Annotated in this window: 19 protein-coding genes and 1 pseudogene; 8 read left to right on the plus strand and 12 right to left on the minus strand. The window is 70.4% G+C overall.

What is annotated here, in order from left to right; translation table 11 throughout:
- Window positions 1–458: 458 nt before the first annotated feature.
- Together ACWEKM_RS06315 and ACWEKM_RS06320 are read right to left on the minus strand one after the other, a co-directional pair.
- Window positions 459–1,274 carry an inositol monophosphatase family protein gene (locus tag ACWEKM_RS06315; RefSeq protein WP_451620003.1) on the minus strand — a complete coding sequence of 272 codons (816 nt, stop codon included), beginning with the start codon at window positions 1,272–1,274 and terminating at the stop codon, window positions 459–461.
- Between the two features lie 8 nt (window positions 1,275–1,282).
- Entirely contained in the window at window positions 1,283–2,410 is a 1,128-nt protein-coding gene (locus ACWEKM_RS06320; RefSeq protein WP_451620004.1) for a ferrochelatase, read from the minus strand.
- Between the two features lie 201 nt (window positions 2,411–2,611).
- Here ACWEKM_RS06320 and ACWEKM_RS06325 point away from each other — a divergent pair, with 201 nt between their 5' ends.
- Both ACWEKM_RS06325 and ACWEKM_RS06330 read left to right on the plus strand, forming a co-directional pair.
- Window positions 2,612–3,850: an MFS transporter gene (locus tag ACWEKM_RS06325; protein WP_451620005.1), complete on the plus strand. Its 1,239-nt coding sequence runs from the start codon at window positions 2,612–2,614 to the stop codon at window positions 3,848–3,850.
- The gene (locus tag ACWEKM_RS06330; protein WP_451620006.1) at window positions 3,810–5,129 is read left to right on the plus strand and encodes a D-arabinono-1,4-lactone oxidase; all 1,320 of its coding nucleotides are present in this window, start codon (window positions 3,810–3,812) and stop codon (window positions 5,127–5,129) included. The genes ACWEKM_RS06325 and ACWEKM_RS06330 overlap by 41 nt, the downstream gene beginning before the upstream one ends.
- Here the strand turns inward: ACWEKM_RS06330 and ACWEKM_RS06335 are convergent.
- Window positions 5,053–5,898 carry a hypothetical protein gene (locus ACWEKM_RS06335; protein ID WP_451620007.1) on the minus strand — a complete coding sequence of 282 codons (846 nt, stop codon included), beginning with the start codon at window positions 5,896–5,898 and terminating at the stop codon, window positions 5,053–5,055. The genes ACWEKM_RS06330 and ACWEKM_RS06335 overlap by 77 nt on opposite strands.
- Before the next feature lie 468 nt (window positions 5,899–6,366).
- Between ACWEKM_RS06335 and sepH the strand changes: the two genes are divergently transcribed.
- Window positions 6,367–7,398, plus strand: coding sequence for a septation protein SepH (gene sepH / locus ACWEKM_RS06340; protein WP_451620008.1), 1,032 nt, complete (start codon window positions 6,367–6,369; stop codon window positions 7,396–7,398).
- 100 nt (window positions 7,399–7,498) lie between these two features.
- Here the strand turns inward: sepH and ACWEKM_RS06345 are convergent, their stop codons facing one another.
- A complete protein-coding gene (locus ACWEKM_RS06345) occupies window positions 7,499–8,350 on the minus strand; it encodes a sulfurtransferase (RefSeq protein WP_451620009.1) in 852 nt (283 codons plus the stop codon).
- 361 nt (window positions 8,351–8,711) lie between these two features.
- On the opposite strand from ACWEKM_RS06345, the gene ACWEKM_RS06350 reads away from it, so the two are divergent.
- The gene (locus ACWEKM_RS06350; protein ID WP_451620010.1) at window positions 8,712–9,515 is read left to right on the plus strand and encodes a VOC family protein; all 804 of its coding nucleotides are present in this window, start codon (window positions 8,712–8,714) and stop codon (window positions 9,513–9,515) included.
- Window positions 9,516–10,048: 533 nt separating this feature from the next.
- Here ACWEKM_RS06350 and ACWEKM_RS06355 read toward each other — a convergent pair.
- Entirely contained in the window at window positions 10,049–12,820 is a 2,772-nt protein-coding gene (locus ACWEKM_RS06355; RefSeq protein WP_451620011.1) for an FAD-binding and (Fe-S)-binding domain-containing protein, read from the minus strand.
- Between the two features lie 449 nt (window positions 12,821–13,269).
- Here ACWEKM_RS06355 and ACWEKM_RS06360 point away from each other — a divergent pair, with 449 nt between their 5' ends.
- Window positions 13,270–14,613 carry an MFS transporter gene (locus tag ACWEKM_RS06360; RefSeq protein WP_451620012.1) on the plus strand — a complete coding sequence of 448 codons (1,344 nt, stop codon included), beginning with the start codon at window positions 13,270–13,272 and terminating at the stop codon, window positions 14,611–14,613.
- A gap of 383 nt (window positions 14,614–14,996) precedes the next feature.
- On the opposite strand, the gene ACWEKM_RS06365 is transcribed toward ACWEKM_RS06360, so the two are convergent.
- The 7 genes and pseudogenes from ACWEKM_RS06365 to ACWEKM_RS06395 all read right to left on the minus strand — a co-directional run bounded on the left by ACWEKM_RS06365 (window position 14,997) and on the right by ACWEKM_RS06395 (window position 22,033).
- Window positions 14,997–15,896 carry a GntR family transcriptional regulator gene (locus tag ACWEKM_RS06365; protein WP_451620086.1) on the minus strand — a complete coding sequence of 300 codons (900 nt, stop codon included), beginning with the start codon at window positions 15,894–15,896 and terminating at the stop codon, window positions 14,997–14,999.
- Window positions 15,885–16,221: pseudogene (locus ACWEKM_RS06370) on the minus strand (IS1380 family transposase); the annotation flags it as partial. The gene ACWEKM_RS06365 and the pseudogene ACWEKM_RS06370, both read right to left, overlap by 12 nt.
- A gap of 196 nt (window positions 16,222–16,417) precedes the next feature.
- Complete coding sequence (locus ACWEKM_RS06375; RefSeq protein ID WP_451620013.1) at window positions 16,418–17,866, minus strand: NAD-dependent succinate-semialdehyde dehydrogenase; 1,449 nt, start codon at window positions 17,864–17,866, stop codon at window positions 16,418–16,420.
- 9 nt (window positions 17,867–17,875) lie between these two features.
- Window positions 17,876–19,171, minus strand: coding sequence for an iron-containing alcohol dehydrogenase (locus ACWEKM_RS06380; protein ID WP_451620014.1), 1,296 nt, complete (start codon window positions 19,169–19,171; stop codon window positions 17,876–17,878).
- A 40-nt stretch (window positions 19,172–19,211) separates the two neighbouring features.
- Window positions 19,212–20,225, minus strand: coding sequence for an Ldh family oxidoreductase (locus ACWEKM_RS06385; protein ID WP_451620015.1), 1,014 nt, complete (start codon window positions 20,223–20,225; stop codon window positions 19,212–19,214).
- A gap of 178 nt (window positions 20,226–20,403) precedes the next feature.
- On the minus strand, window positions 20,404–21,033 hold the full coding sequence (locus ACWEKM_RS06390) for a GntR family transcriptional regulator (protein WP_451620016.1): 630 nt from the start codon (window positions 21,031–21,033) through the stop codon (window positions 20,404–20,406).
- Window positions 21,034–21,220: 187 nt separating this feature from the next.
- Entirely contained in the window at window positions 21,221–22,033 is an 813-nt protein-coding gene (locus ACWEKM_RS06395) for an acetoacetate decarboxylase family protein (RefSeq protein WP_451620017.1), read from the minus strand.
- Between the two features lie 491 nt (window positions 22,034–22,524).
- On the opposite strand from ACWEKM_RS06395, the gene ACWEKM_RS06400 reads away from it, so the two are divergent.
- The 3 genes from ACWEKM_RS06400 to ACWEKM_RS06410 all read left to right on the plus strand — a co-directional run bounded on the left by ACWEKM_RS06400 (window position 22,525) and on the right by ACWEKM_RS06410 (window position 25,086).
- Entirely contained in the window at window positions 22,525–23,493 is a 969-nt protein-coding gene (locus ACWEKM_RS06400) for a zinc-dependent alcohol dehydrogenase (protein WP_451620018.1), read from the plus strand.
- Between the two features lie 138 nt (window positions 23,494–23,631).
- On the plus strand, window positions 23,632–23,847 hold the full coding sequence (locus ACWEKM_RS06405) for a hypothetical protein (protein ID WP_451620019.1): 216 nt from the start codon (window positions 23,632–23,634) through the stop codon (window positions 23,845–23,847).
- Between the two features lie 162 nt (window positions 23,848–24,009).
- Complete coding sequence (locus tag ACWEKM_RS06410) at window positions 24,010–25,086, plus strand: LacI family DNA-binding transcriptional regulator (RefSeq protein ID WP_451620020.1); 1,077 nt, start codon at window positions 24,010–24,012, stop codon at window positions 25,084–25,086.
- The last annotated feature ends 34 nt before the right edge of the window (window positions 25,087–25,120 follow it).

The raw sequence follows: 25,120 nt of genomic DNA on the forward strand, positions 1-25,120 counted from the left end.
TCGGGCTCCCACCACCGGCGCGCCCCTTCAGCCCCCTCCCTGGCCGACGCGTGGGGAAAGCCGGACTCGGACGGCCCTCGCCGTCGACCGGGGCCGGCCTCGGGCACCGTGCAGCCCCGGCCGCTGGACCTGCGCACCGCGCGTTCGGGCTCCCACCACCGGCGCGCCCCTTCAGCCCCCTCCCTGGCCGACGCGTGGGGAAAGCCGGACTCGGACGGCCCTCGCCGTCGACCGGGGCCCGCCTCGGACGCCGTGCAGCCCCGGCCGCTGGACCTGCGCCGTCCGGCTTTCCCCATCGGTGCCGACGGGCGCGCCCGCCAGTCATGCCAGACGCCGGAGAGGATCGCCTTCTCACCGTCGGCGCGCCCCTTCAGCCCTCTCCCGGCCGACGCGTGCGGACAGCCGGAGGGGACGGCCCTCGCCGTCGGTCGGGACGGGCTCGGGCGCGGGCACGCCCGTCAGTCGTGCCAGGCGCCGAAGTCCTCCAGGAGGCGCTGGAGGGGCTCGAAGACGCCCGGGGTGCCCGCGACCGTCAGATCACGGGAGGGGCGTTCTCCGGGGCGCCCACCGGTCAGGGCACCCGCCTCCCGGGCGATCAGGTCGCCCGCGGCCATGTCCCAAGCGTTCAGCCCGCGCTCGTAGTAGCCGTCGAGACGGCCCGCCGCCACATCGCACAGGTCGACCGCGGCCGAGCCGCTGCGGCGGATGTCGCGCAGCAGCGGGATCAGTCGGGCGGCCACCTCGGCCTGGTGGGTGCGGACCTCGGTCACATAGTTGAAGCCGGTCGACACCAGGGCCTGCTCCAGGGGCGGCGACGGACGGCAGGACAGCGCGCGCTCCCCCTCCCAGGCGCCGGTCGCCCACGCGCCGCCGCCGCGCACCGCGTGGTACGTCTCGCCGCGCATCGGGGCGGCCACCACTCCTGCGACGGTCTCGCCGTCCTGCTCGGCCGCGATGGACACGGCCCAGGTCGGCAGCCCGTACAGGTAGTTCACCGTGCCGTCGAGCGGGTCGATCACCCAGCGGATGCCGCTCGTGCCCTCGCTCGAGGCGCCCTCCTCGCCGAGGAAGCCGTCGTCCGGGCGGTGGTCGGCGATCAGTCCCGTGATCAGCTTCTCGGCCGCTATGTCCATCTCGGTGACGACATCGATCGGACTGGACTTGGTCCTCGCCACCGCGAGGTCGGCCGGACGGCCGTCCCGCAGCAGCTCGCCCGCGCGGCGGGCGGCCTCCCGGGCGAGTGCGAGCAGGTCCGGGTACAGGGTGTCGGTCACGGGGTTCCTCACGCGTAGGGGCTGTCGGCGCCCGCGGCGGCCGGCTTGGGGGCGCGGGCCGGGCAGCAGCCGACCGGGCAGACGTCATGGCTCGCGCCGAGCGCGCCCAGGGCGCAGCGCGTGACCGCCCGCCCGCTCTCCGCGGCGGCACGCTCCAGGACCAGTTCGCGGATCGCGGCGGCGAACCGCGGGTCGGCGCCGACCGTGGCCGAGCGGCGCACCGGCAGGCCCAGCTCCGCCGCCTTGGCCTTCGCCTCCGTGTCGAGGTCGTAGCGGACCTCCATGTGGTCGGAGACGAAGCCGATGGGGGCCATGACGACGGCCGGGACCCCGGCGGCGTGCCGCTCCTGAAGGTGGTCGCAGATGTCGGGCTCCAGCCACGGGATGTGCGGGGCGCCCGAGCGGGACTGGTAGACGAGCCGCCACGGGTGGTCGACGCCGGTGCGCTCGCGGACGGCGTCGGCGATCAACTCGGCCACGTCCAGGTGCTGCTCGACGTATGCGCCGCCCTCGCCGTGCGTCTTCTCGGGGCCCGAGGTGTCTGCGGCAGAGGTCGGGATGGAGTGGGTGGTGAAGGCGAGGTGGGCGCCGTCGCGGACGTCCTCGGGGAGGTCGGCTAGGGACTCCAGCACGCCGTCGACCATGGGCTCGACGAAGCCGGGGTGGTTGAAGTAGTGCCGCAGCTTGTCGATCCTCGGCAGGTCGATGCCCTCTGCCCGAAGGGCGGCCAGCGCGTCGGCCAGGTTCTCGCGGTACTGCCGGCAACCCGAGTAGGAGGCGTAGGCGCTGGTGGCGACCACCAGGACGCGACGGCGGCCGTCGGCGACCAACTCGCGCAGGGTGTCCGTCAGGTACGGCGCCCAGTTGCGGTTGCCCCAGTAGACCGGCAGGTCGAGGCCGTGCTCCGCGAAGTCGTTGCGGAGCGCGGAAAGCAGGGCGCGGTTCTGGTCGTTGATGGGGCTGACCCCGCCGAACAGGAAGTAGTGCCGGCCGACTTCCTTGAGGCGTTCCTTGGGGATGCCGCGCCCCCGTGTCACGTTCTCCAGGAACGGGACCACGTCGTCCGGGCCTTCGGGGCCGCCGAAGGAGAGCAGGAGCAGGGCGTCGTAGGGGGTGGCATCGAGCGCGTCTGGCATGCCTCGATCCTGCCACCCGGCGCTGACGGCCGGGAAACGGCCGGGTGACGAGTGCGGTTCCGGGCGGATTTCCCGCGACTTTCCAGGTGCATTAGGGTGACCTCACTCGTAAGCTGTATCAGCTTCCTTCACGCCTTACCGAGCCGCCGCGTGTCCCGTACCCGCCGTCGGCCGGGCCGCCCGCGCGACTCCGGAGACCCCGTGCCCAGCCCCTACCGCGCCCTGTTCGCCGCGCCCGGCACCAGGGCCTTCTCCGCCGCCGGCCTCCTCGGCCGGATGCCGCTGTCGATGATGGGCATCGGCGTGGTCACGATGATCTCCCAACTCACCGGGCGGTACGGGCTCGCGGGTGCCCTGTCGGCCACCCTCGCGCTGTCGGCGGCGGCGATCGGTCCGCAGATCTCCCGCCTGGTCGACCGGTACGGGCAGCGCAGGGTGCTGCGTCCCGCGACCCTGGTGGCGCTCCTCGCAACCGCCGGGCTGCTGTGCGCCGCGTACTTCTCGTGGCCGGACTGGGTGCTGTTCGTCTGCGCCGCCGGGATCGGCTCCGTGCCCAGCCTGGGCGCGATGGTCCGGGCCCGCTGGGCGGTGCTGTACCGGGGCACCCCGCAGCTGCACACCGCCTACTCGTTCGAGTCGGTGATCGACGAGGTCTGCTTCATCTTCGGGCCGATCATCTCCATCGGCCTGTCCACGGCCTGGTTCCCGGAGGCCGGGCCGCTGCTCGCCGCCTGCTTTCTGGCCGTGGGCGTCTTCTGGCTGACCGCCCAGCGCGCCACCGAGCCCGAGCCCCACCCGCGCGAGCACCACGGCGGCGGCAGCGCGCTGCGCGCGCCCGGCCTCCAGGTGCTGGTGGCCACCTTCGTCGCCACGGGGACTGTCTTCGGGGCGGTCGACGTGGTCACGGTCGCCTTCGCCGACGAGGGCGGCCACAAGGCCGCCGCGAGCGTGGTCCTCGCGGTGTACGCGGCGGGCTCCTGCGTGGCCGGTGCGGTGTTCGGCCTGCTGCGCTTCTCCGGGGCGCCGGAACGCCGGTGGCTGCTGGGCATATGCGCGATGGCCGTGAGTATGATCCCCCTCCTACTGGTCGGAAACCTGCCGCTTCTGGCCGTGGCGCTGTTCGTTGCGGGTCTGTCCATCGCGCCGACGATGATCACGACGATGTCCCTCATCGAACAGCACGTACCTCGCGCGAAGCTCACCGAGGGCATGACCTGGGTGAGTACCGGCCTCGCGGTCGGGGTCGCGCTCGGCTCCTCCGTGGCCGGCTGGGTGATCGACACCGCCGGTGCGCGCGCCGGGTACGGGGTTCCGGCCGTGTCCGGGGCCGTCGCGGTCGTGGTCGGTTTCCTCGGGTACCGCCGGCTCAGCAGGCCGGCCGCGGGTCGGGGAGGCGTCGTTGAGCAGCACAGCGAGCGGAAAGAACGGCACGTGGCGTAACTGGGGGGGCAATGTCGTCGCCCGCCCCGCGCGGGAGGTGACCCCGGCCTCGGTGGAGGAGCTGGCGTCGGCCGTGCGCCGGGCCGCCGAGGACGGCCTGCCGGTCAAGGCAGTCGGCGCCGGGCACTCCTTCACCGCCGTCGCCGCCACCGACGGTGTGTTGATCCGCCCTCAACTGTTGACCGGCATCCGCGGGATCGACCGGGACGCCATGACTGTCACCGTTGCGGCGGGCACCCCGCTCAAGAGGCTCAACATGGCCCTCGCGCGCGAGGGTCTGTCGCTCACCAACATGGGCGACATCATGGAGCAGACCGTCTCCGGGGCCACCAGCACCGGCACCCATGGCACCGGCCGGGACTCCGCCTCCATAGCCGCCCAGATCAAGGGACTTGAGCTGGTCACGGCGGACGGATCGGTGCTCTCCTGCTCCGCGAGGGAGAACCCGGAGGTCTTCGCGGCCGCCCGGATCGGCCTGGGCGCCCTCGGTGTCGTCACCGCGCTCACCTTCGCCGTGGAGCCGGTCTTCCTGCTGACGGCCCGCGAGGAGCCGATGCCGCTCGACCGGGTCCTCGCCGACTTCGACGAACTCTGGGCCGAGAACGAGCACTTCGAGTTCTACTGGTTCCCGCACACCGGCAACACCCATACGAAGCGCAACAACCGCAGCGCGGGCCCGGAACGGCCGGTGGGGCGGATGGCAGGCTGGTTCGAGGACGAGTTCCTGTCCAACGGAGTGTTCCAGGTGGCCCAGTGGGTCGGCCGGGCGGCGCCCGCGACCGTCCCGGCCATCGCGCGGATCTCCAGCAGGGCGCTGTCCTCGCGCAGCTACACGGACATCCCCTACAAGGTCTTCACCTCCCCGCGCCGGGTGCGGTTCGTGGAGATGGAGTACGCCGTTCCGCGGGCGGCCCTGGTGGACACGCTGCGCGAGCTGAAGTCGATGGTCGATCGCTCCGGCCTGCGGATCAGCTTCCCGGTCGAGGTGCGCACGGCCCCGGCCGACGACATCGCCCTGTCCACCGCCTCGGGCCGGGACAGCGCCTACATCGCCGTCCACATGGTCCGGGGCACGCCGTACCAGGCGTACTTCACCGCCGCCGAGCGGATCTTCACCGCGCACGAGGGCCGTCCGCACTGGGGCAAGGTGCACACCCGGGACGCCGCCTACTTCGCCGAGGCGTACCCGCGCTTCGGCGAGTTCACGGCGTTGCGGAACCGGCTGGATCCGGACCGACGGTTCCAGAACGACTACTTGCGGAGGGTGCTGGGGCCGTAGCGGAGCCACTGGACGTGGGGGTGGGCGCGGGCGCCGGGTCCGTCCGGCCGTCCTGTCCCCGGTGTGTGGCGCCGCTCGGCGAGGGTGTCGGGCCGTCCGTCGTGGCACCGTCGCTCCCCGGCGTACCGCCGGTGCCCGCCGAAGGAGCGTCCGAGGGGGACGAGGGCGACGCGGAGGATGCCGGGGAGGAGGGCGAGGTGTCGTCACCGGACTTCGAGGAGGTCGAGTCGCGGACCGCGTTGCTGACCGTGGTGCCGGTGCCGCCGCCGAAGCTGGTGCCGGACACCAGCTCGTAGGCCGTGATACCGGCCATGGTGACCCCGAACACGAGGGCGGCGGCGAGCACCGGGCGCCGATGGCTGCGGATCCGCGCCCGGTACACCGTGCCCTCGGTGAACTCGCCGGGCGTCGGCAAGGCCTGCTCCTTGGGCTTGGCGGCGACCGCCGCTTCGCGGAGCTGTTCGCCGGTGCGCGAGAAGAAGTGCTGGAAGAGGCTGCCGCCGCAGGTGGCGACGACGCTGACGACGCCGGCCCCGAGGATCGTGCCGTAGACGCCGAAGGAGGAGGCGAGTTTGGCGGCCACGACGGCGGCGACGGCGCTGCCCGCGACCTGGGGGACGCTCAGATCGATGCGCCTGCGCCGCGACCCCTCGCGCTCCTCGCGCTCCTCACGTTTCTCCCGTTCTACCTGTTCCGTCCATTCATCCCGCTCTGCCCGTTCCGCACGTCCACTTGGTTCACCACCGATATCGGGCCTTTCATCCTTCACCGGACCTTTCACGCCTTTCGCATACATGATCGACCGATTACACGAGAAGGTGACGTACCGGCGAAACCGATAGTTCCGGTTCTGTGGATTGCGTGAAGTTCGCCACGGCAGCGCTCGCGAAAACCGGGTCGCGGACGGCCGACTCCCGCTCCTCGCCAGAAGTTGGGCGGCGCGCCAATCCACGCACGTGGCCCAAATGGAGTACTGTTGCGAGCCCTGGGACCGGCCTCCCGCCAGGGTGTCCGGGGCCATGCTGGACCGCCGGGAGGGGGCTAGGTGCACAGGGTGACGGAGATGGTCACTTAGCGTTGCGAATAGGTAACCGTGCCATAACGGCGATCCAGGGCCTGTGCCCGACACGCCGGGCAACTCGGCAAGGTTGTGGCAGGCTGCACCCGGGCAGGCCACACTCGACTAGCGGAAGCAGCGACGCAGGTGACGTCGGCAGGCACCACCCGGGAGGTCCCCATGCCCGAACTGCGTGTCGTGGCCGTCTCCAATGACGGCACACGGCTGGTGCTCAAGGCTGCCGACGCTACGGAATACACGCTTCCGATCGACGAGCGGCTGCGCGCGGCCGTGCGCGGCGACCGCCCCCGCCTCGGCCAGATCGAGATCGAGGTGGAGAGCCATCTCCGCCCCCGCGACATCCAGGCGCGGATACGCGCGGGCGCGACCGCGGAAGAGGTCGCCCAACTCGCCGGCATCCCCGTCGACCGCGTACGCCGGTTCGAGGGTCCCGTGCTCGCGGAGCGCGCCTTCATGGCGGAGCGGGCCCGCAAGACCCCGGTCCGCCGCCCCGGCGAGAACTCCGGCCCGCTGCTCGGTGAGGCCGTTCAGGAGCGACTGCTGCTGCGCGGCGCCGACAAGGACACCGTGCAGTGGGACTCGTGGCGCCGCGACGACGGCACCTGGGAGGTCCTGCTGGTCTACCGGGTGGCGGGCGAGCCGCACGCGGCGAGCTGGACGTACGACCCGCCGCGACGGCTCGTCCAGGCCGTCGACGACGAGGCGCGCTCACTGATCGGCGAGTCCGACGACCCGGCCGTACCGGAGCCGAGCTTTCCGTTCGTGCCGCGCATCGCCCGCCTGCCGCGCGACCGCCCGCTGGACCGCTCCCTGGACCGGGAGCGGCCGAGCCTGCCGGCCCCGGCGCCCGAGCCCGCCGAGGAGAGCGTGGGCGAGCGCGACTCGCTGACCAGCCTGCTGGAGGCGGTGCCGAGCTTCCGAGGCGACATGGTGGTGCCGGAACGCCCGGCGGAGCCCACGGAGGAGCCCGTCGCCGAACCCGCCGCGGAGGAGCCCCCCGCCCCGGCGGCGTCGGCCGGTTCCGCCTACGCGGACGTCCTCATGCCGCGCTCGGTCGGCAGCCACCGCGACCGCCTCGTCGGGGCCACCGACCGCCAGGCCGAGGCCGACGGCGTCCGCCCGGGCCGCCGGGCGGCCGTCCCCAGCTGGGACGAGATCGTCTTCGGCACGCGCCGCAAGAAACAGGAATAACCAGGCGTACGACCCATGAGGAGGGGGCTCGGACTTCCGAGCCCCCTTCTCGGGCTGTCACCGCCGGCCCCCTCGGACCGTCACTGCAGGCCCCGGGCCGTCACTGCGGGTCGGGCCCCACGGCGACCGGCCGGGACGGGTCCGCGGACCACTCGGACCACGAACCCACGTACAGCGCCGCCGGGATGCCCGCGACCGCGAGGGCCAGCACCTCATGGGCCGCCGAGACACCGGAGCCGCAGTACACGCCGACCCGCGTCCCGTCCGAGGCGCCGAGGGAGGCGAACCGTGCCTTCAACTCGTCCGCGGACCGGAACCGGCCGTCCGGCCCCGCGTTCTCGTTCGTCGGCGCCGACACGGCGCCGGGAATATGCCCGCCGACGGGGTCGATCGGCTCCACGTCACCCCGGTACCGCTCGCCCGCGCGGGCGTCGAGCAGCACCCCGGAACGGGCCAGCGCAGCGGCCCCGGCCACATCGAGCAGCCCCGCTTCCTGTCGCACCGGCCGGAAGTCGCCCTCGGCCGGCTCGGACGTGTCGGTCGACAGCGGGCCCTCCCAGGCGGCAAGCCCGCCGTCCAGGACTCGCACGTTCGAGTGACCCGTCCAGCGCAGCAGCCACCAGGCGCGGGCCGCCGCCCAGCCCTGGCCGCCGTCGTACACGACGACCGGCCGGTCCGCCGACACGCCCGCCCGGCGCATCGCGGCGCCGAACTCCGCCAGGTCGGGCAGCGGATGCCGGCCGCGCTCCCCCGGGGCCGAGGCCAGTTCCTTGTCGAGGTCGACGTAGGCCGCGCCGGGGATGTGCCCCGCCGCGTACTCGGCACGGCCGTCAAAGGCCGGTGCGCCGCTCGCGGCGGGCGGGCTGAGCTGCCAGCGGACGTCGAGCAGCACGGGCGGGCGGTCCGTGGTCAGGTCGTGCGCGAGTCGGGATGCGGTGATGATGGCTTCCATGGCCCCCATCCATACGCCAGGGGTGGCCGCGTCGTCCAGGTCCGGCTACTCTGCTCCGCCGGACAGGTTCGATCACGTGACGTACGGGACCGGGCACATGCCGTGCAGCTTACGGTCGCCCGACGGCGATCGCCGGGGAACGGGTGGGGAACTGCGGCCCAGGCATTCTCGCGGTGGTGTACCGCCGAGCGGCGCCGTGGCCGTGGGGTGACGCCACGGACGGTGCCGAGCGGCGCCGTGGCTGTGAGGTGACGCCACGGACGGTGCGGGCAACGGCACGGAACCGCACGCCGTCGCGGCACACCGGTTCCGCGGAGCGGAAGCGACACGGCCACCGCGAGGGGCCGGGGAGAGGGTGACGATGACCGAGTCACGGGGGTCGGCCGGAGCGAACGGCGGCATGCGCGCCCGGCGCACGCCCGGCACGCCCTGCTGGGTGAGTCTCATGGTGCACTCGCTGACCGCGACGGAGGAGTTCTACGGGGCGCTGTTCGGCTGGGAGTTCCGGCCCGGGCCGCAGCAGCTCGGCCCCTATGTGCGGGCCCTGCTGGACGGGCGGGAGGTGGGCGGCATCGGCCAGTTGCCGGCGGACCGGCCCCTGTCCGTCGCCTGGACCCCCTACCTTGCCTCGGATGATGCGGACCGTACTGCCGAAACGGTACGGCTGTGCGGCGGCACGGTGGCGGTCGGCCCGCTGGACGCGGCCGACGCCGGGCGGATGGCGATCGCCTCCGACCCGTCGGGGGCCGTGTTCGGGATCTGGCAGGGCGGGGCCCACGCCGGTACGGCCGTCACCGGGGTGCCCGGCACCCCGGCCTGGAACGAACTGGTCACCTTCGACACCGCGAGCGTCGTCAAGTTCTATGCGACGGTGTTCGGTTACGAGCAGGAGCCGGTGGTGTCGGCCGGCTTCGACTACGTCACCCTGCACATCGACGGCCGTCCGGTGGCCGGTGTGCACGGCATGGGGCACGGACTGCCGCGGGACCGCGGCCCGCACTGGCGGACGTACTTCGAGGTGGCCGACACGGACGCGACGCTGTACCAGGTCGTCGAGTTGGGCGGCCGGGTGCTGAGGCCGGCCCACGACAGCGCCCACGGGCGGGTGGCCACCGTGGCGGACCCCGAAGGGGCCAGGTTCTCGGTGATCCAGAGCCCGCGCTGACAGTCTGCGGCCGGTGAACGACCGTCTCCCCGACGGACGTGCGCGCCCTGCGTGGCGCACGCGGCCTATGGCGGCGGTGAGTTGCCGGCGGAGGTCCGCTCGTCCCGGTCAGCCCGCTCGTCCGGGTCGGCCCGACCGTCCGGAGCGGTCCGACCGTCCGCGGTGGCGTCCTGGACCGCCGCGGTGGAAGTGCCGGGTCAGGGGTGCGGTGCCTCACGGCCGTGCGCCGCCGCGCTGCGCGGCGGCTCGATGCCGGTCACGGGGCGCGCCAGGTCGTACGAGCAGAGCGGATCGCCCAGGACTGTCCGATCCGGCGCATCGTAGGGGCGCGGGAAACGGCGCGGGCATGGTGTGGCTCGGTTCTCCGGACGCGGCGATCCCTGTCGCCCTGGCCGATGCCGGGCTCCCGGTGTCGCCGTGGCCGCGTGGGTCAGCCCGATGTGACGGCAGGACGCCGGGGGAAGGGTGAACAGTCCGCAGTGGTGCGGAAGGCCCGGCCGGGTCTTCCGCACCGCTGCTTGTCTTCAGCGTCTTCAGCGTTTGCGGAGGAGTTGCGCCAGGTGCACGCCGCGGACTCCGGCCAGCTGGTCGGCTTGGGTGCGGCAGGAGAAGCCGTCGGCGAGCAGGACGGCGTCGGGGTGTTCGCGCAACGCGGGCAGAAGCGCGTTTTCCGCGACGGCGACGGAAACCTCGTAGTGGCCGCGTTCCATACCGAAGTTCCCTGCGAGGCCGCAGCAGCCGGCGAGCGTTTCGACCCTGGCGCCGGTGGCTTCGAGCAGAGCGCGGTCGGCTTCGTAGCCCAGGACGGAGTGGTGGTGGCAGTGCGGCTGCGCCACCACCGTCGTGTCGGACAGGTCGGGGGCCTGCCAACCGTCGGTCTTCCGCAGCAGCTCGGCGAGCGTGGTGGCCGCGGCGGCAACGGCTTTCGCGTCCGGATCGTCGGGGAACAGGTCGAGCAGATCGGAACGCAGCACAGCGGTGCACGACGGTTCGACACCGACTATCGGAACGCCGGCCTGCGCGTAGGGCAGCAGTGTGTGCACGAGGTCGCGGAGCTTGGCGCGGGCCGTGTCGAGCTGGCCGGTGGTGATCCAGGTGAGCCCGCAGCACGGCCGGTGCTTCGGTGTGGTGACGCGGTACCCGGCGTCGGTGAGTACGGCCGCGACGGCGGTCGCGACGTCCGGGTCGAGACCTTCGGAGAAGGAATCGGCCCACAGCAGGACCTCCGGCCCCTCGGCGTGGACGCGTGCGTGGCGCCGGGTCCGTGTGAACGCGGTGCGGGCGAAGCGGGGCGTCCGGCGGCGAGTGTCCACACCGGCCAGTGCGAGCAGTACTTTTTCGAGCGGGCGGAAGGACATCAGGGCGTTGACGAGGACACCGAGCCCTGGCACGCGGTGGAGCAGGCGGAGCCAGTCGGGCAGTCGGCCGAGCGTGTAGTGCGAGATCGGGCGGACGCGGCGGCGGTACTTCCGGTACAGCGCTTCGGACTTGTACTGGGCGAGGTCGACCCCGGCCGGGCAGTCGTGGCTGCACGCCTTGCAGGACAAGCACAGATCGAGGGAATCGTGGACTTCCGGCGCGTCGAAGTCGCGGATCAGCGAGCCGTTGGCCACCTCTTGCAGCACCCTGGCCCGGCCGCGGGTGCTGTCCTTCTCGTCGCGCGTGGCAAGGAACGACGGGCACATGAAACCGCCCGCGGACCGGTTGTCCGCACGGCACTTCCCGACCCCGACGCAGCGGTGCACGGCCTGGGTGAAGTCGCCTTCGTCGTGGGGGAAGGAGAACCCGCCGGCCATCGGCAGCGGCCGGGCGCGCGGGCGGCGGAGATCGGCGTCGAGCGGCCGTGGCCGGACGAGCACGCCTGGGTTGAGCAGGTCGTCCGGGTCGAACAGGTCCTTCACCGCGCCGAACAGGGCGATCGCTTCGGCCGAATACATCCGAGGAAGGAGTTCGCCGCGGGCGCGGCCGTCGCCGTGCTCGCCGGAGAAAGAGCCGCCGTAGGACACGACGAGCTGTGCGGCCTCGGTCATGAACGCGCGGAACACCGACGCGTCCTTCTCCAGCGGCAGGCCGATCCGGACGTGGACGCAGCCGTCACCGAAGTGGCCGTAGGGAAGACCTTCGACGCCGTATGCGTCGAGCAGCGTGTCGAAGTCCCGCAGATACGCGCCGAGCCGCTCGGGTGGGACGGCCGCGTCCTCCCAGCCCGGCCACGCCTGCTTTCCGGACGGGGTGCGGCCGGCGAGTCCGGCGCCGTCCTCGCGGATGCGCCACATCGCGACCGCGGCGGGACCCGATGGCAGCAGGACGTGGTCGAGCGCGCCGGCGTCGGCGACTATGCGGTCGGCGTTGCGGCGGGCTTCGCCTTCGGTCTCGCCGCCGACTTCGATCATCAGCCAGCCGCCACCGGCCGGCAGGTCCGGCACCCCGCCCCGGTGGCTGCGCACCAGGTCGACCAGGCGCGCGTCGAGGCCCTCGATCGCCAGCGGCCGGTGCGGGAGCAGCGGCGGCACGGCGTCGCCCGCGGCCGGCATATCGGGGTAGCCGAGCACGACCAGCAGCCGGGCGGGGGCGACGGGGACCAGGTCGACGGTCGCTTCGAGGGTGACCGCCAGCGTGCCCTCGGATCCGACCAGGGCGCGGGCCAGGGACCGGCCGTGCTCCGGCAGCAGATGCTCCAGGGAGTAGCCGGACACCTGTCGGCCGAAGCGGCCCAGTTCGGTGCGCAACACCGGCAGGTGCGCGTCGACGAGGGCGTCGAGCCCTGGTACGGGGTCGGTGGTGGTGAACTGTCGGCCGGTGCCGTCGATGACGCGGAGTTCGCGTACGTTGTCGGCCGTGCGGCCGTAGGCGACGGCGTGCGGTCCGCAGGCGTTGTTGCCGATCATCCCGCCGAGCGTCGCGCGGGCGTGTGTGGACGGGTCGGGCCCGAACCGCAGGCCGTGCGGCGCCGCGGCGCGCTGCAGATCGGCCAGCACCACGCCCGGCTGCACCACCGCGGTCCGCGCCACCGGGTCGAGGTCCACGATCCGGTTCAGGTGCCGTGAGAAGTCGAGCACCAGCCCCGGCCCGATCGCATTGCCCGCCACCGACGTCCCGCCGCCACGGCAGGTGACGGGCAGCCCGTGCCGCCGCGAGACCTCCAGCGCGCCGAGCACGTCCGCGGTGTCCAGCGGAGTCACCACGACCTCGGGCACGACCCGGTAGTTGGAGGCGTCCGTGGAGTACTCACCGCGGCGCCTCGCATCGGTCTCGACGGCCCCCCGCACCGCGGCACGCAGATCGGCAATCACTGCATCGCTCATGCGACACTCCTTCGAGGACAGAGCCGGCCGTCGCCGCGCGAATACGCAACTGCGACCGCGACCGAGGCTTCTTCCGGAAAAGGCTGTGATCCCACCCGGTAACCGGTGCCGGTTTCGCTCGCTCGGCTGTCGCGTCACGTACGGGACAGCCAGTGGATGACGTCTCCTCGCCGGGCATGTCCGATCCGCGTTCGCAAAGTCATCCGCGTGGGGTGGGCACTCGATCCAGTGCATCACAGGGATACAGAAAACCGCAAGCGGTTAACCGTTGACTGAATTTAGCCCGAGGTGCATGCTTGCCACCTGCTTGGTGACGCTGATCAACGTTGATCACCTCAAACAGCGAAAGGATCGCCGATGATCCGCCGGAACAGCTTCGATGAAGTGTTTGGCCATAACGCCTTCAGCCGGGACGAGCACGCTGCCTCGCCGACCCGAGGGAGCGACCGATGACAGGGGGCACAGGACACCAGCTCTCTCCCGAACGGGAACGCGCCACGCTCGCGACGATCAGCCGGCGGGTCATGCCGTTGGTCGTCGTCGGCTATGTGATGGCCTATCTGGACCGGATCGATGTCGGCTACGCCCAACTCGGGATGGGTACCGAACTCGGCATCTCCGCGGCCGCGTACGGGGTGGCCGCCGGGATCTTCTTCATCGCCTACTTCATATGCGAAGTGCCGAGCAACCTGATGCTTCGCCGCTTCGGATCGCGCATCTGGCTCGGCCGGATCATGATCACCTGGGGTCTCATCTCGGCAGCCATGATCTTCGTTCACAGCTTGAACGCGCTGCTGGTACTGCGGTTCCTGCTGGGTGTGGCCGAGGCCGGGTTCTTCCCCGGGATCATCCTCTACCTGATGAGCTGGTTTCCGGAGAAGCGCCGGTCGGTCGCGCTGGGGTGGCTGATCCTTGCTCAGCCTGTCGCCTACATCCTCGGCGGGTCCGTCGGGGGCCTGATCCTGGAGCACGTCCATTGGTTCGGCCTGTCCAGCTGGCGCTGGGTGTTCTTCCTTCCCGGCGCGGCCACGTTCGTGGTCGGCCTCATAACCCTGTTCAAACTGCCCGAGTCTCCGGATCGGGTCAGGTGGCTGGACGACGACCAGAAGCGCTGGTTGACCGCCACTTTGAACGCCGAGCAGGGGCCGCCCCCGAATCACGGCATCCGGGCTCAGCTCGCCGCGCTGCGTGAGCGGCGGGTTCTGCATCTCGCCGCGATCTTCTTCATGGTCCAGACCGGTGACTACGGATTCAGCTTCTTCCTCCCCCTGATCATCAAGCAGATCAACCCGGAGTACTCCGACACCAACATCGGGCTCGCGGCGGCCCTGCCGTTCGTGGCCGCCGGTGTGTTCACGGTCGTACTCGCACGGGCCGGAGCACGGGCCAGGGAACAGCGGATGTACATCCTTGGTCCTGTCCTGCTCACCATCCTCGGGCTGGTGATCGTGGTGCTGTACAAGGATCAGTCCGTGCCGGCCATGGTCGGTATCTGCCTCACCTCGGTCGGGGTCTACGCGTGGGGCCCGGCCTTTTTCACGATGGCTTCCATGAGCATCTCCCGCACACAGGCCGCGGTCGGTATCGCCGTGGTGAACTCGATCGGCAACCTCGGGGGCTTCGTCGGCCCCTACGTCGTCGGTCTGAGCGCCGATCAGGGCGCGACACAGGGAATGATTCTCTCGATCATCCCCCTCGTGGTGACGGTCGTACTGCTGCTGATCTGGCGTACACCACGGGTGCAGCCGGGTTCCGAGGCATCGGTCACCGAACTCAGCCGGATCCCTGGGTGACATGAGTGACTCACCAGGCCGCGAACGCCTGTTGGCCAAGCCACGGTCAGGTCGGTCAGATGCCGCTGACAGCGACCGGTTCCGCTGGAGACGTCCGACGAAGGACACGACGCACGGTGATGTGTGAAGCCGGCCGTGCCGATCGCGGCGATGTCGTGATCGGCACGGCCGGCGGCGTACCCTCTCGGTCGCGGCCTTCGCGGCACGAACAACACGGCGGCGGATGGCGGATGTGTGCGGCGCAACCGTGGTTCGGTCATCCTCGGAGAGGCCGACGCGGACGGCACACGCGGTTACGTGCATCGGCACGCGCGGTGACGAAGTGGCCCGGCAGGCTTCGGGCACTACCCGCCGGAATGTCATACGGACCTGACCGCGGGAATTCAGCCCTCGCGGGCGCTGCGCATCCGGCGTTGGGCGCTGATGATCGGCTCCTCGCCACCCGTGATCACTTTTCGTACCTCTGCTGCGATCGCCTCGGGGTCGCCCTGGCACATGGTGTCGAGCATCGCGCGGTGATAGTCGACCGAAGAGGACAGCGACTCCTCCAGTGCGTTCGTCAGCCGGAACAGCTCCGTGAACGTCGGCGCCTGCTGCTCCCATACGGCGAGCAGGCGCCGATTGCCGCAGAACGTGAAAAACGCGGAATGGAATGCGACATCGGCCTGCGCGAAGGCTGTGGGATCCGCGGCCTTTTCAGCGCGCCGCATGTCCTCGAGTGCCGACTCCGCGGCTTCCCGGAATCCTTCCAAATCCAAGACTGCGGCCTGCTGAGCCGCCGCGACCTCCAGCAGCGCACGCAGTTGGAAGAGATCCTTCAGATCCTGCTCGTCCAGGCCCACGACTCGATAACTCCGGCCGACAGGAGCGACGAGGCCCTCCGCGGCGAGCGTGCGCAGGGCATCCCGGACGGGGCCGCGACTGACGCCGAACGAGTCCGCGATCGACGCTTCGACCAGCTGCTCACCCGGCGCCAAGGCACCGGTGAGAATGTCGGACCGCAGCGCCGTCGCCACCTGCTCGCCGAGCGCTGCCGACCGAGTGACCCGTCCTGCCACGCTCACATGGCCCTCCTTCACCGAGTGGTCAGGCGGCCAGTCTGCCGCAGCGCAACGCTCATTGCAACCGGCTAACAGTTGACGGATAACCGTTTGGCGTGTAGCGGACGTGTGTCGGATACGTTCCGCAGGAGGCTCGAAAAGGGGATCCGCTCGTTCACCGGTGCCACGGAATGGCGTGCGGGAGCGCAGGTCCATCGAGCCGATGTGGCGGGCTGTCGACATGCCGAGGCGCAGGCAGCGGGGTTCCCGGAGCCTGGCCTCGCCGGTCGGCGCGAGCATCTGCATCCGGGCCGGCGGGTCCAACACGATCAGGATGATCGGGACCATCGGGAGCCAGACCCGGTTCTGGGCGGTGTGACGCAGGGGCAGGTTACGCGGGCCGACGGCCCGGGCGGCCAGGCGGCCGGGCGGCCCGGATGCGGTCCTCGGCCCGGGCCCGCAGGCGGCGGGGACGGAGTTCGAGGTCGGCGATCGGCCGGGCAATGGTGTGGGTGGCGAAGCAGGTCAGCCGCATGCCGTCCGCTTCGGTGAGCCGCAACCGGGCCCCGGACAAGTAAGTCGGCCCGCAGCGCGGTGCCGGTGTCGCCACCGGTCCGTTTCTGCGGGCCACTCGCCGAGTGAAGTGGGCCGCCGACGAGGTGCCCACGGCTCGGGATCTCGCCGGTATCGGGGGCGAGATTGCCGATGGATTCGGGGTAGGGGAATGCGCTCCTATGCCCTGTGCGGCCAGTTGTCGAATGGTGTTACCAGTCGACTGCGATGTATTTGGTCTCGGTGAATTCCAGCATGCCGTGGTGGGCGCCTTCGCGGCCCAGGCCGGATTGTTTGATGCCGCCGAAAGGTGCCGCTGGGTCGGAGACCAGGCCGCGGTTGACTGCAACCATGCCACTTTCGAGTTTCTCGGCGACTCGCAGTCCATTGGCGAGGTCGCCGCTGTAGACATAGGCGCTGAGCCCGTACTCGGTGTCGTTGGCGGCCGCGATGGCTTCGGCGGTGTCCTGGAACGGGATGAGGGCTGCGACCGGTCCGAAGATTTCTTCGCTGACCAGTCGGGAGTCGGGCCGTACGTCGGCGAGGACCGTGGGCAGGTAGTAGGAACCGGCGCGTTCGGGGGCGGAGCCGCCGGTCAGCACCTGTGCTCCGCGGTCGCGTGCGTCGTTGACGAGTTCGGTGACCTTGTCGACGCTTGGACGGTCCACGAGCGGGCCGCACTGGGTTTGCTCGTCGGTGCCGGGGCCCACTGACAGGCGGGCGAAGCGTTCGGCGAGCATGGTGGCGAACCGGTCGTGCAACGACGCGTGCACGTAGATGCGGTTGGCCGCGGTGCATGCCTGCCCGCCGTTGCGCATCTTGGCCACCATGACGCCGTCCAGTGCCTTGTCCAGGTCGGCGTCGGCGAGCACGATGAACGGCGCGTTGCCGCCGAGTTCCATGGAGCACTTGAGTACCTGGTCGGCGGCCTGGTGCAGCAGTAGCCGCCCGACCTCCGTGGACCCGGTGAAGGACAGTTTCCGCACCCGCGGATCGTGCAGCAGCTGGTTGATCACCGTGGAAGTGCTGCTGGTCGTAAGGACATTGACGACGCCGGCGGGTACACCGGCCTCGACCAGGATCTCGGCGATCGCGTAGGCGGTCAGCGGGGTCGCGGTGGCCGGTTTGAGCACGGTGGTGCACCCGGCGGCCAGGGCCGGGGCGATCTTGCGGGTGGCCATGGCCGCGGGGAAGTTCCACGGTGTCACCAGCAGGCACACGCCGATCGGCTGGTGCTGCACCATGATCCGGTTCGCGCCGGAGGGGGCCAGCGATACCTCACCGAGGATCCGGACCGCTTCCTCGGAGTACCAGCGGAAGAACTCGGCCGCGTAACCGACCTCGCCGCGGGCATCGGCCAGCGACTTGCCGTTCTCCAGTGAGATCAGGAAGGCGAGTTCCTCGGCCCGCTCGGTCATCAACTCGTAGGCGCGGCGCAGGACTTCGGCGCGTTGCCGGGGCGGTGCCGCCGACCATGCCTGCAGTGCGCCCGCGGCGGCGTCGACGGCGGTGGTGGCGTCCTCGGGAGAGGCATCGGCGACGGTGGTGATCACCGTGCCGTCGGAGGGGTTGATCACGTCGATGCGGTCGGCCCTGCTGCCGGGCAGCCGGCGACCGCCGATGAACAGGTCGTTGGGGTAGCGGGTTTCGGTGGTGGCCACGGAGTTCTCCTACTTCTGGCAGGGACCGGGTTCGGGCATCGTGCGGTCGCCGCGGAAGGCGTGGGTCGTGATGGTGAGCAGGGCGGCGTGATCGAGCGGGCGGGGGTTGTTCTCGACCAGCCGTTTGGCCAGCAGTCCCTGCTCGGCGATCGTCGGCAGGTCCGCCTCCCGCACGCCGAGTTCGGCGAGGGTCGGCACGGCGAGCCCATCGACGAGGGCGTCCAGCGCCTCGATCGCCGATACGGCATCGGTCCACGGGTCGGCGCCGGAGGCGACGCCGAGCGCGGCGGCGATGGCGGCGAATTCACCGACCCGAACCGGCAGGTTGTAGCGGGTCGCATAGGGCAGCAGCGCGCCGACGCCGAACCCGTGTGGTGTGTGCGTGGCCGCGCCGATCGGATACTGCAGGGCGTGTGCCGCCGAGGTCCCGCCGGTGCCCAGCGCCACGCCGCCGAGAAAGGACGCGAGCATCACGTCGTGGCGCGCATCGGCGTTCGACGGCTCCCGCTGGGCGGTCAGCAGGCTTCGCCCCATCAGCGACAGCCCTTCCAGCGCGGCGGCATCGCTGAACATCGATTTCCCGACGAAGACCCGTTCGGAACTCAGCTCCGCGGTCGGGGTGCGGCCCACCGCGGTGTAGGACTCGACCAGGTGCACGACCGCGTCGATACCGGATGCGGCGGTGAGCGACGCCGGACACGAGTAGGTCAGCTCGGGATCACAGATGGCGGCCTGCGGCACCAGGTGCGGGCTGGAGATGCCGACCTTCATCGCCCGGTTCGGATCGGCGATGACCGCCACCGGTGTGGCCTCCGAACCCGTGCCCGCGGTCGTCGGCACCGCGATGACCGGCAGCACAGGCCCCGGGACGGCGTTTTCCCCGTAGTAGTCGCACGGCCCGCCGCCGTGGGACAGCAGCAACGCCACGACTTTCGCCATGTCGATGCAGCTGCCGCCGCCCAGCCCGATCACCGAGTCGACGGGCGTGTGCGCCAGGCCGGCGACACAGTCGACGATGCCCGACACCGGCAGCTCGGGTTCGGTCCGGTCGAAGACGTGGACGCGCACACCCGCGGCGGTGAGACAGGCGGTCAGCTCGGCGAGTTCGGGCGACGCCCCGAGACGGGCGTCCGTGCACACCAGCGCATCGCGTCCGTATCCAGCGGCAACACGGCCCAGCGCCTCGCGCTGGCCGGCACCGAACAACACGGTGCGCGGCAGTCGCAGCACTCCGAACGATGCCGCGGGCGCGACGGTGCCGATACCCGCGCCTCCCGGTGTGTCGGTGGTCGCGGTGAAGCTCATGGAATGCCTTTCTTGTGAGAGCCGGGGCAGCGTGTCCTGTTCAGACCCGGGGCAGCGTGCTGATCTCGTCCCACAGCCCGGCGGGAAGCTCGATGCCATCGGTCACGGCACGGACGCGGCGGGCCTCCGAGGAATCCCCGGGAACCCGGACGGGGCTGGCGGGATCGACGGGTGGCGATGTGCGCACGGCAGCCAGGTACTCCGACACCGCGTCCCCGAAACCGCCGGCCTCGGCCACGATGAACACATCACCCTTGTTGGACGGGTGGACCGAGTCGAGCGTGCCGGCCACCTCACGTCCCAGCGCCGCGCCGGTGAGCGCGGTGACCAGCACCTCGAACGCAAGCCCCAGGCCATAGCCCTTCGCACCACCGAACGGGGCGATCGATCCGCGCTTGGCCCGCTCGGCGTCAACGGTGTCCTCGCCGTCCTCGTCGAGCGCCCAGCCGGGTTCCAGTCGAGCACCCCGGTTGGCGTGGTCGTGGATCTTGCCCATCGACACCAGCGAGGTCGCCATGTCGAACACCAGCGGCCGCGGCCACGCGGGCACGCCGATGGCGACCGGGTTCGAGCCGACCATCGCGATCCGCCCCCCGTAGGGGTGCATGAGCGCCTCGCTCGTGGTCAGCGCGATACACACCTGGCCACGGTCGGCGATTCTGCGGACGTACCAGGCCAGCATGCCCAGGTGATTGCAGGAGTGCACGGCAGCCGCCGCCACACCCGCACCGTCCGCGCACCGCTGCGAGATCACGTCCAGAGCATGGGCCCCCACCACCGGGCCGAGACCGTTCTGGCCGTCCACCGACGCCAGTGCCTCGCCGCGCCAGGTGATCCGTCCGCTGGTCACCGGGTCGGTGACCCGGTTGCCGATCCGTTCCAGCACCCGCGGCAGGCGCAGGAGACCATGAGACGGCAACCCCCTGGCCTCCGCGTCGACGAGCAGGTCGGCCTGGAGACGGGCGTTCTCAGCGGGAACACCCGCCTTGATCAACGCATCCACAGCGACCCGCATCGCGTCCTCGACACCGACCCGCACCACGTCAGCGCACATGGACCCGCTCCGCTGCAACCATCGCCACGGCCGCCGACCCCACAGTGCCGGTCGAGACCGCCCTGCGATCACCCGCTCCGATCATGGTGCTTCCTCACTTTCCACCGGGCAGTCGGCCGCAGCGGGCCCGCCCCATCGTGCGATATCCCGTCGGCCGGCTCACTCGAACGCTTCCGGCTCACTCGAACGCTTTTCGTAGCCGGCGCCGCGACCGGATCAAATGGTCCTTCATATGTTTCCGCGCAGCCCTGTCATCGGCCGCCGCGATGCCATCGACGACAGCAGCATGCTCATCAAGGGCCTCTGCGGTCACCGCGCCGTCGAAGTACAGGCGGAACAAATGGACATGGGAATGCAACCGCGCCACCGAATCATGCAGGAACTGATTCCGCCCGGCCGACGCGATCAGCTCATGCAACTGCCCGTCACGCTGAGCGAAAATGCTGTACGGCAACGTCCCCTCGCGGCCGGCCTCCGCGCGCATCTCGGCCTGGAGCTCACGCATGGCCGACAGTTCGGCCTCGGTGCGGTTCGTGGCCGCCGCCGCGGCCGCGACCGGCTCCAACAACAGACGCACCTCGAAAAGCTGGTCGAACTCCTCACGAGTCAGCAGCTCGGCGGCACGATAACCCGTCAAATGCGTTGACGTCACCAGCCCGTCGGCCTCCAAAGTGGACAGCGCCTGGCGCACCGGAGTCTGCGACATCGAAAGCTCACGCACCAGCCTGTCCACCGAAATCCGCTGCCCCGGCGCGATCTCCCGAGACAACAACCGCGCATAAATGGCGTCGTACGCGGCGACGGCCATCCCCCCGGACCCCGCCGACGACGGCACCGAAGCCCGCCCGGAGGACAGCGACCGAACATTCAACGCATCTTCGCCAGAGGAGCCCATATCAAAGTCATCTCATTCAGACATTGGCAGCGCGCGGTTGCGCACCGAGGTGCGCTCGCGCGTCAGAGCCGAGACAAGGGAGAGGTCGTTGCCAGCACAGTCACGCCGGGTCCTCGTCGCTCAGCCGGGCGCTGAGCAAGGTTCCGCCGTCCCACCGGCTGGCCGCCTGCTGATAGTAGGCGCCCACGATCTCGTCCACCGTCAGCGTGGCAAGCTCCTCCACCGGCGACTCGAACAGACGCAGGTCGCCATCGGCAGCCCACGGCCGACCGCTCTCCAACTCGACCTCGCTGTGCACGACGAGCTCGTCGAGGCTGTCCGGCCCGCCCGGCTCGATGGACCGGAGCAGGCGGCTGTGCAGCAACGGCCGGCTGGTCACCGACGGGCCACGGTCCACCTGCTCGCGCAAGGTGAATCGAGCCTCGGCCAGTCGACGGTCGGCAACGGCCAGGCTTGCGCCGAAGCGACCACCCGGCGCCACTCGCGGCGCCGGTCCGTAGGGGAACGGCCGGGTCATGTGGATCGAGCCGAATTTCTTCGGATACCCCATGTGAATACCGCGACCGAGGGAGAAATCACGGGTCACCCAGATGTAAACGATCCGGGTGTAGAGCACGCCCCGATACCGCGCCTTCACAGCCAGAAATACTTCCCCGTACTGGGACCGGACCGGGTCGAGGAGCTCCTCTCCCCCCTCCGAACAGGACTGGATGTCGGAGAAAACCATCGCGACAAGACCCGGGTCGTCCTCGTCCAATGCCAGCTGCTCGGGCAGCACCGCACGTACGTTGTCGGGGTTGGTGCGGTACTCCACGGTCGCCGCGGTGCTCGAGTAGTACCAGGGCGGCTCGGAGATGAGGCTCGCACGCCCCTGAGGCGAACGCGGGAAAAGAAAACCGATCGGCTCGGCCATGATGGACTCCTCCTGAAGGTCGTGCGATGCCCAACGTGTGCCAACAGGGCAGCGACTCAAGTCGTCATTCGGTACCGCCAAGAACTCCCGTGCATCGCCATCGGGCGCGCCCGTGATCCGGCCGTACTCGGCGTGATGTGTCATGAGTTCGGTCGAACTCACACGTGCCGGTAAGTCTCCCCCGCCGGCGCGGAAGTCCGGGGGCTGCTCGCAGGACAGCGCAGGGCCGCTGAATCAGCCAGGGCAGTAACGAACACGCTCAGTCCACACGGGGGCCATCGCTGTTCGTTCGGGCAAAGTACGAGGACCGTATCCGATCCGATCGGATCCTGGCAACGATCCGATCGGGTTTTCTCGCCCGAACGCGATTCGCGGCGAGCTGCGAGGTCGGCGATCGGCGGTCGTACGCCTGAGACCTGCGTGCCGGGCAAGCCCCTTTTCGCTCAGTGAACGGTTTACGGTTGACCGTTTCCCTGCTAGCGTCATCGTTCATGTGGACCTACTCGATCGAACGCCCCGGCCGTCTGCGGCGCCTGGACGCGCCCACCCCGCAGAATGTCGGGCCAGGTGAGGTGCTCCTGCGGCCGCTGTCCGGAGGAATCTGCGGCAGTGACATGGCGTACTACCGCGGGCAGGTCTCGCACCACCACGACATCGACATCGCCAGGCGCAGCGAGGTGCCCGGCTTCTCACTTCACGAAACAGTCGGCGAGGTACTTGAGTGTCCAGGGGGTGAGCACACACCTGGCGATGTCGTCGTCGGATGGGTGACCGACAGCGACGGTCTCGCCGAACGGGTTGTCACGGCGGCTTCGAGCGTGGTCAAGGTGCCCGAAGGAATGGAACCCACGATCGCCGTAGCGCTTCAGCCCCTCGCATGCGTCCTCGACATCACGCGCCGCATCCCGCGAGTGGCGGGTGCGAGGACCGCGGTCATCGGCCTGGGCCCCATCGGCCTGCTGTTCGGTCATGTGCTGCGTTCCGCCGGTGTGTCCGAGGTCGTGGGCGTCGACCCCGTGGACCGTACCGCCGTGGCCGAGACATTCGGCATGAACCGCACCATCATGACCTCGGCGCAGCTGTGGAGCATGAACCTCGAGCCGGAGGACCGTCCCGATCTGGTGATCGAGGCGGTCGGACATCAGGTCGGCACATTGACTCACTGCCTGCACGCGCTTCGGCCGGGAGGCACCCTCTTCTACTTCGGGGTTCCTGACGACGACATCTATCCGCTGCCGATGGACCGCATGTTCCGGCAGTCGCTGACGTTGATGTCGGGCAACGTCCGGGACCACAGCGGAGCGCTGCGCGAAGCGATCCGCTATGCGACGGAGCACCCTGGGCTGCTCAAAGCTCTCGTCTCACACACATTCTCGGTCCACCAGGCACAGGAGGCGTTCGCGCTGGCCGATACGGTCCACCCTGATCGCCTGAAGGTGGTGCTGGATTTCATGGCCTGATGTCACCGGACCTGGTGGCATCGAGAGACCAGCGAGCAGGGATCGGCTTCCGCACGATTTGGGATAGGGACTCTCCGCGGAACGGTAGGCGCGCAGAAGGTCGCAGCACGCACTTCAGCGAAATTCATCGATGCCCGGATGGAAAGCCGCACCCGTCACCGGCCGCGCCAGGCACTGGACATGGCGACCCCGGCCCGCCCGTTCCGGGCATACGACCCCACCCGGCTCGATGTCGCCACGAACATCGGCGGTGACAGTGCCGCCGACGACACACACGCGGACACCTGGGACGCGGCCGCATACCCGGAAAGGCCGGGCCGAGGTCGGCGGCGTCCACACTGCTGGCGGACGTGATCGAACCACCGGCAGCGGTGGATCAGGACGTCACCACTTTGCGGCGGCCAAGGGCGCTCGGCGCGAGGCGCAGGCTACGGCTGACGTACTTGACTTCAAGGAGCCGACTCCTGCCATAGGCTTGAGCTCCGCCGCATTGGATGCCGCGGAAGGGAGGCCAGGGTGGGATCGCAGCGCGGCCGGGCCACGATCGCCGAGGTGGCCGCGGCGGCAGGGGTGAGCCTGACGACGGTCTCGCACGTGCTGTCTCAGCGTCGGCCGGTCGCGAAGGCGACCCGGCAGCACGTGCTCCAGGTCATCGAGGACCTGGGCTACGAGCCCGATACCGCCGCCGCGGTCATGGCCGGCGCGACGTCCAAGACGCTGGCCGTGGACGGCCTGAGCGGCAGCTGGTCAGCGCTGTCGGAGCTGGTGGAGCCCAAGGCGTACTTCTACACCGGCGTGTATCACAGCATTGAGATGCACGCGACGCGTGCTGGATACGACCTGCTGACACCGTCGCGCCCGCACGACTCCACCGGACCCGGCTACGTGCGTCGGCTCCGTTCCCGCCGCACCGCCGGGGCGATCATGATGTCCCGCAGCGTCGAGGACGTGCGCGTGCAGGGCCTGTTGGAGGCGGAGCTGCCCACGGTGTTTGTCGACTCCCGGGCGACCGGCCCCCGCGCCACCTACGTGACCTCCGACCATCGCGGCGGCGGCCGCCTGGCCGTCGAGCACCTGATCGGACTCGGCCACCGCCGCATCGCCCGCGTCTCCAACAGCGCCGATCCGCTGGCCGGCCGCGACCGCATCGACGGCGGACGCGACGCACTCGCCGCCGCGGGCCTGCCGGAGGACCCGGACCTGGTCGTCGAGACCGACGACTGGGATGCCGAGGGCGCCTACCAGGCGACGCTGCGGCTGCTGGAGCGCGACAAGCCGTTCACCGCCGTCGCCGTCGGCAGCGACATCATGGCGATCAACGTCATCGGCGCGCTGGTCGACCACGGTCTGCGAGTGCCGGGCGATGTCTCGGTCGTCGGGTTCGACGACCTTCCGCTGAGTTCGATGGTCCGCCCGACGTTGACCACCGTTCGCCAGGACGTGGACGCCATGGGCGCCGCGGTGGTGGAGTTGATGCACCAGATGATCGAGCACGGCCGGACCCTCGACCCGGTGATCGTCCCTACCTCGCTCATCGTCCGCGGATCCACCGCCCCCCGGGCGGGAATCGCTGACGACTCGGTACGCGATTGAGGTTGGGGCCTGCCGGCCTGGCCGATCGGCTGGT

This window comes from Streptomyces sp. NPDC004752 (genome assembly GCF_053601275.1).

Coding starts and splice junctions, on each gene's coding strand:
- ACWEKM_RS06320 (WP_451620004.1), bottom strand. CDS start 2,410: ATGCCAGACGCGCTCGATGCCACCCCCTACGACGCCCTGCTCCTGCTC.
- ACWEKM_RS06395 (WP_451620017.1), bottom strand. CDS start 22,033: ATGGCCGAGCCGATCGGTTTTCTTTTCCCGCGTTCGCCTCAGGGGCGT.
- ACWEKM_RS06350 (WP_451620010.1), top strand. CDS start 8,712: ATGACCGAGTCACGGGGGTCGGCCGGAGCGAACGGCGGCATGCGCGCC.
- ACWEKM_RS06405 (WP_451620019.1), top strand. CDS start 23,632: ATGGAAAGCCGCACCCGTCACCGGCCGCGCCAGGCACTGGACATGGCG.
- ACWEKM_RS06360 (WP_451620012.1), top strand. CDS start 13,270: ATGACAGGGGGCACAGGACACCAGCTCTCTCCCGAACGGGAACGCGCC.
- ACWEKM_RS06355 (WP_451620011.1), bottom strand. CDS start 12,820: ATGAGCGATGCAGTGATTGCCGATCTGCGTGCCGCGGTGCGGGGGGCC.
- ACWEKM_RS06345 (WP_451620009.1), bottom strand. CDS start 8,350: ATGGAAGCCATCATCACCGCATCCCGACTCGCGCACGACCTGACCACG.
- sepH (WP_451620008.1), top strand. CDS start 6,367: ATGCCCGAACTGCGTGTCGTGGCCGTCTCCAATGACGGCACACGGCTG.
- ACWEKM_RS06365 (WP_451620086.1), bottom strand. CDS start 15,896: ATGTCGACAGCCCGCCACATCGGCTCGATGGACCTGCGCTCCCGCACG.
- ACWEKM_RS06400 (WP_451620018.1), top strand. CDS start 22,525: ATGTGGACCTACTCGATCGAACGCCCCGGCCGTCTGCGGCGCCTGGAC.
- ACWEKM_RS06390 (WP_451620016.1), bottom strand. CDS start 21,033: ATGGCCGTCGCCGCGTACGACGCCATTTATGCGCGGTTGTTGTCTCGG.
- ACWEKM_RS06385 (WP_451620015.1), bottom strand. CDS start 20,225: ATGTGCGCTGACGTGGTGCGGGTCGGTGTCGAGGACGCGATGCGGGTC.
- ACWEKM_RS06380 (WP_451620014.1), bottom strand. CDS start 19,171: ATGAGCTTCACCGCGACCACCGACACACCGGGAGGCGCGGGTATCGGC.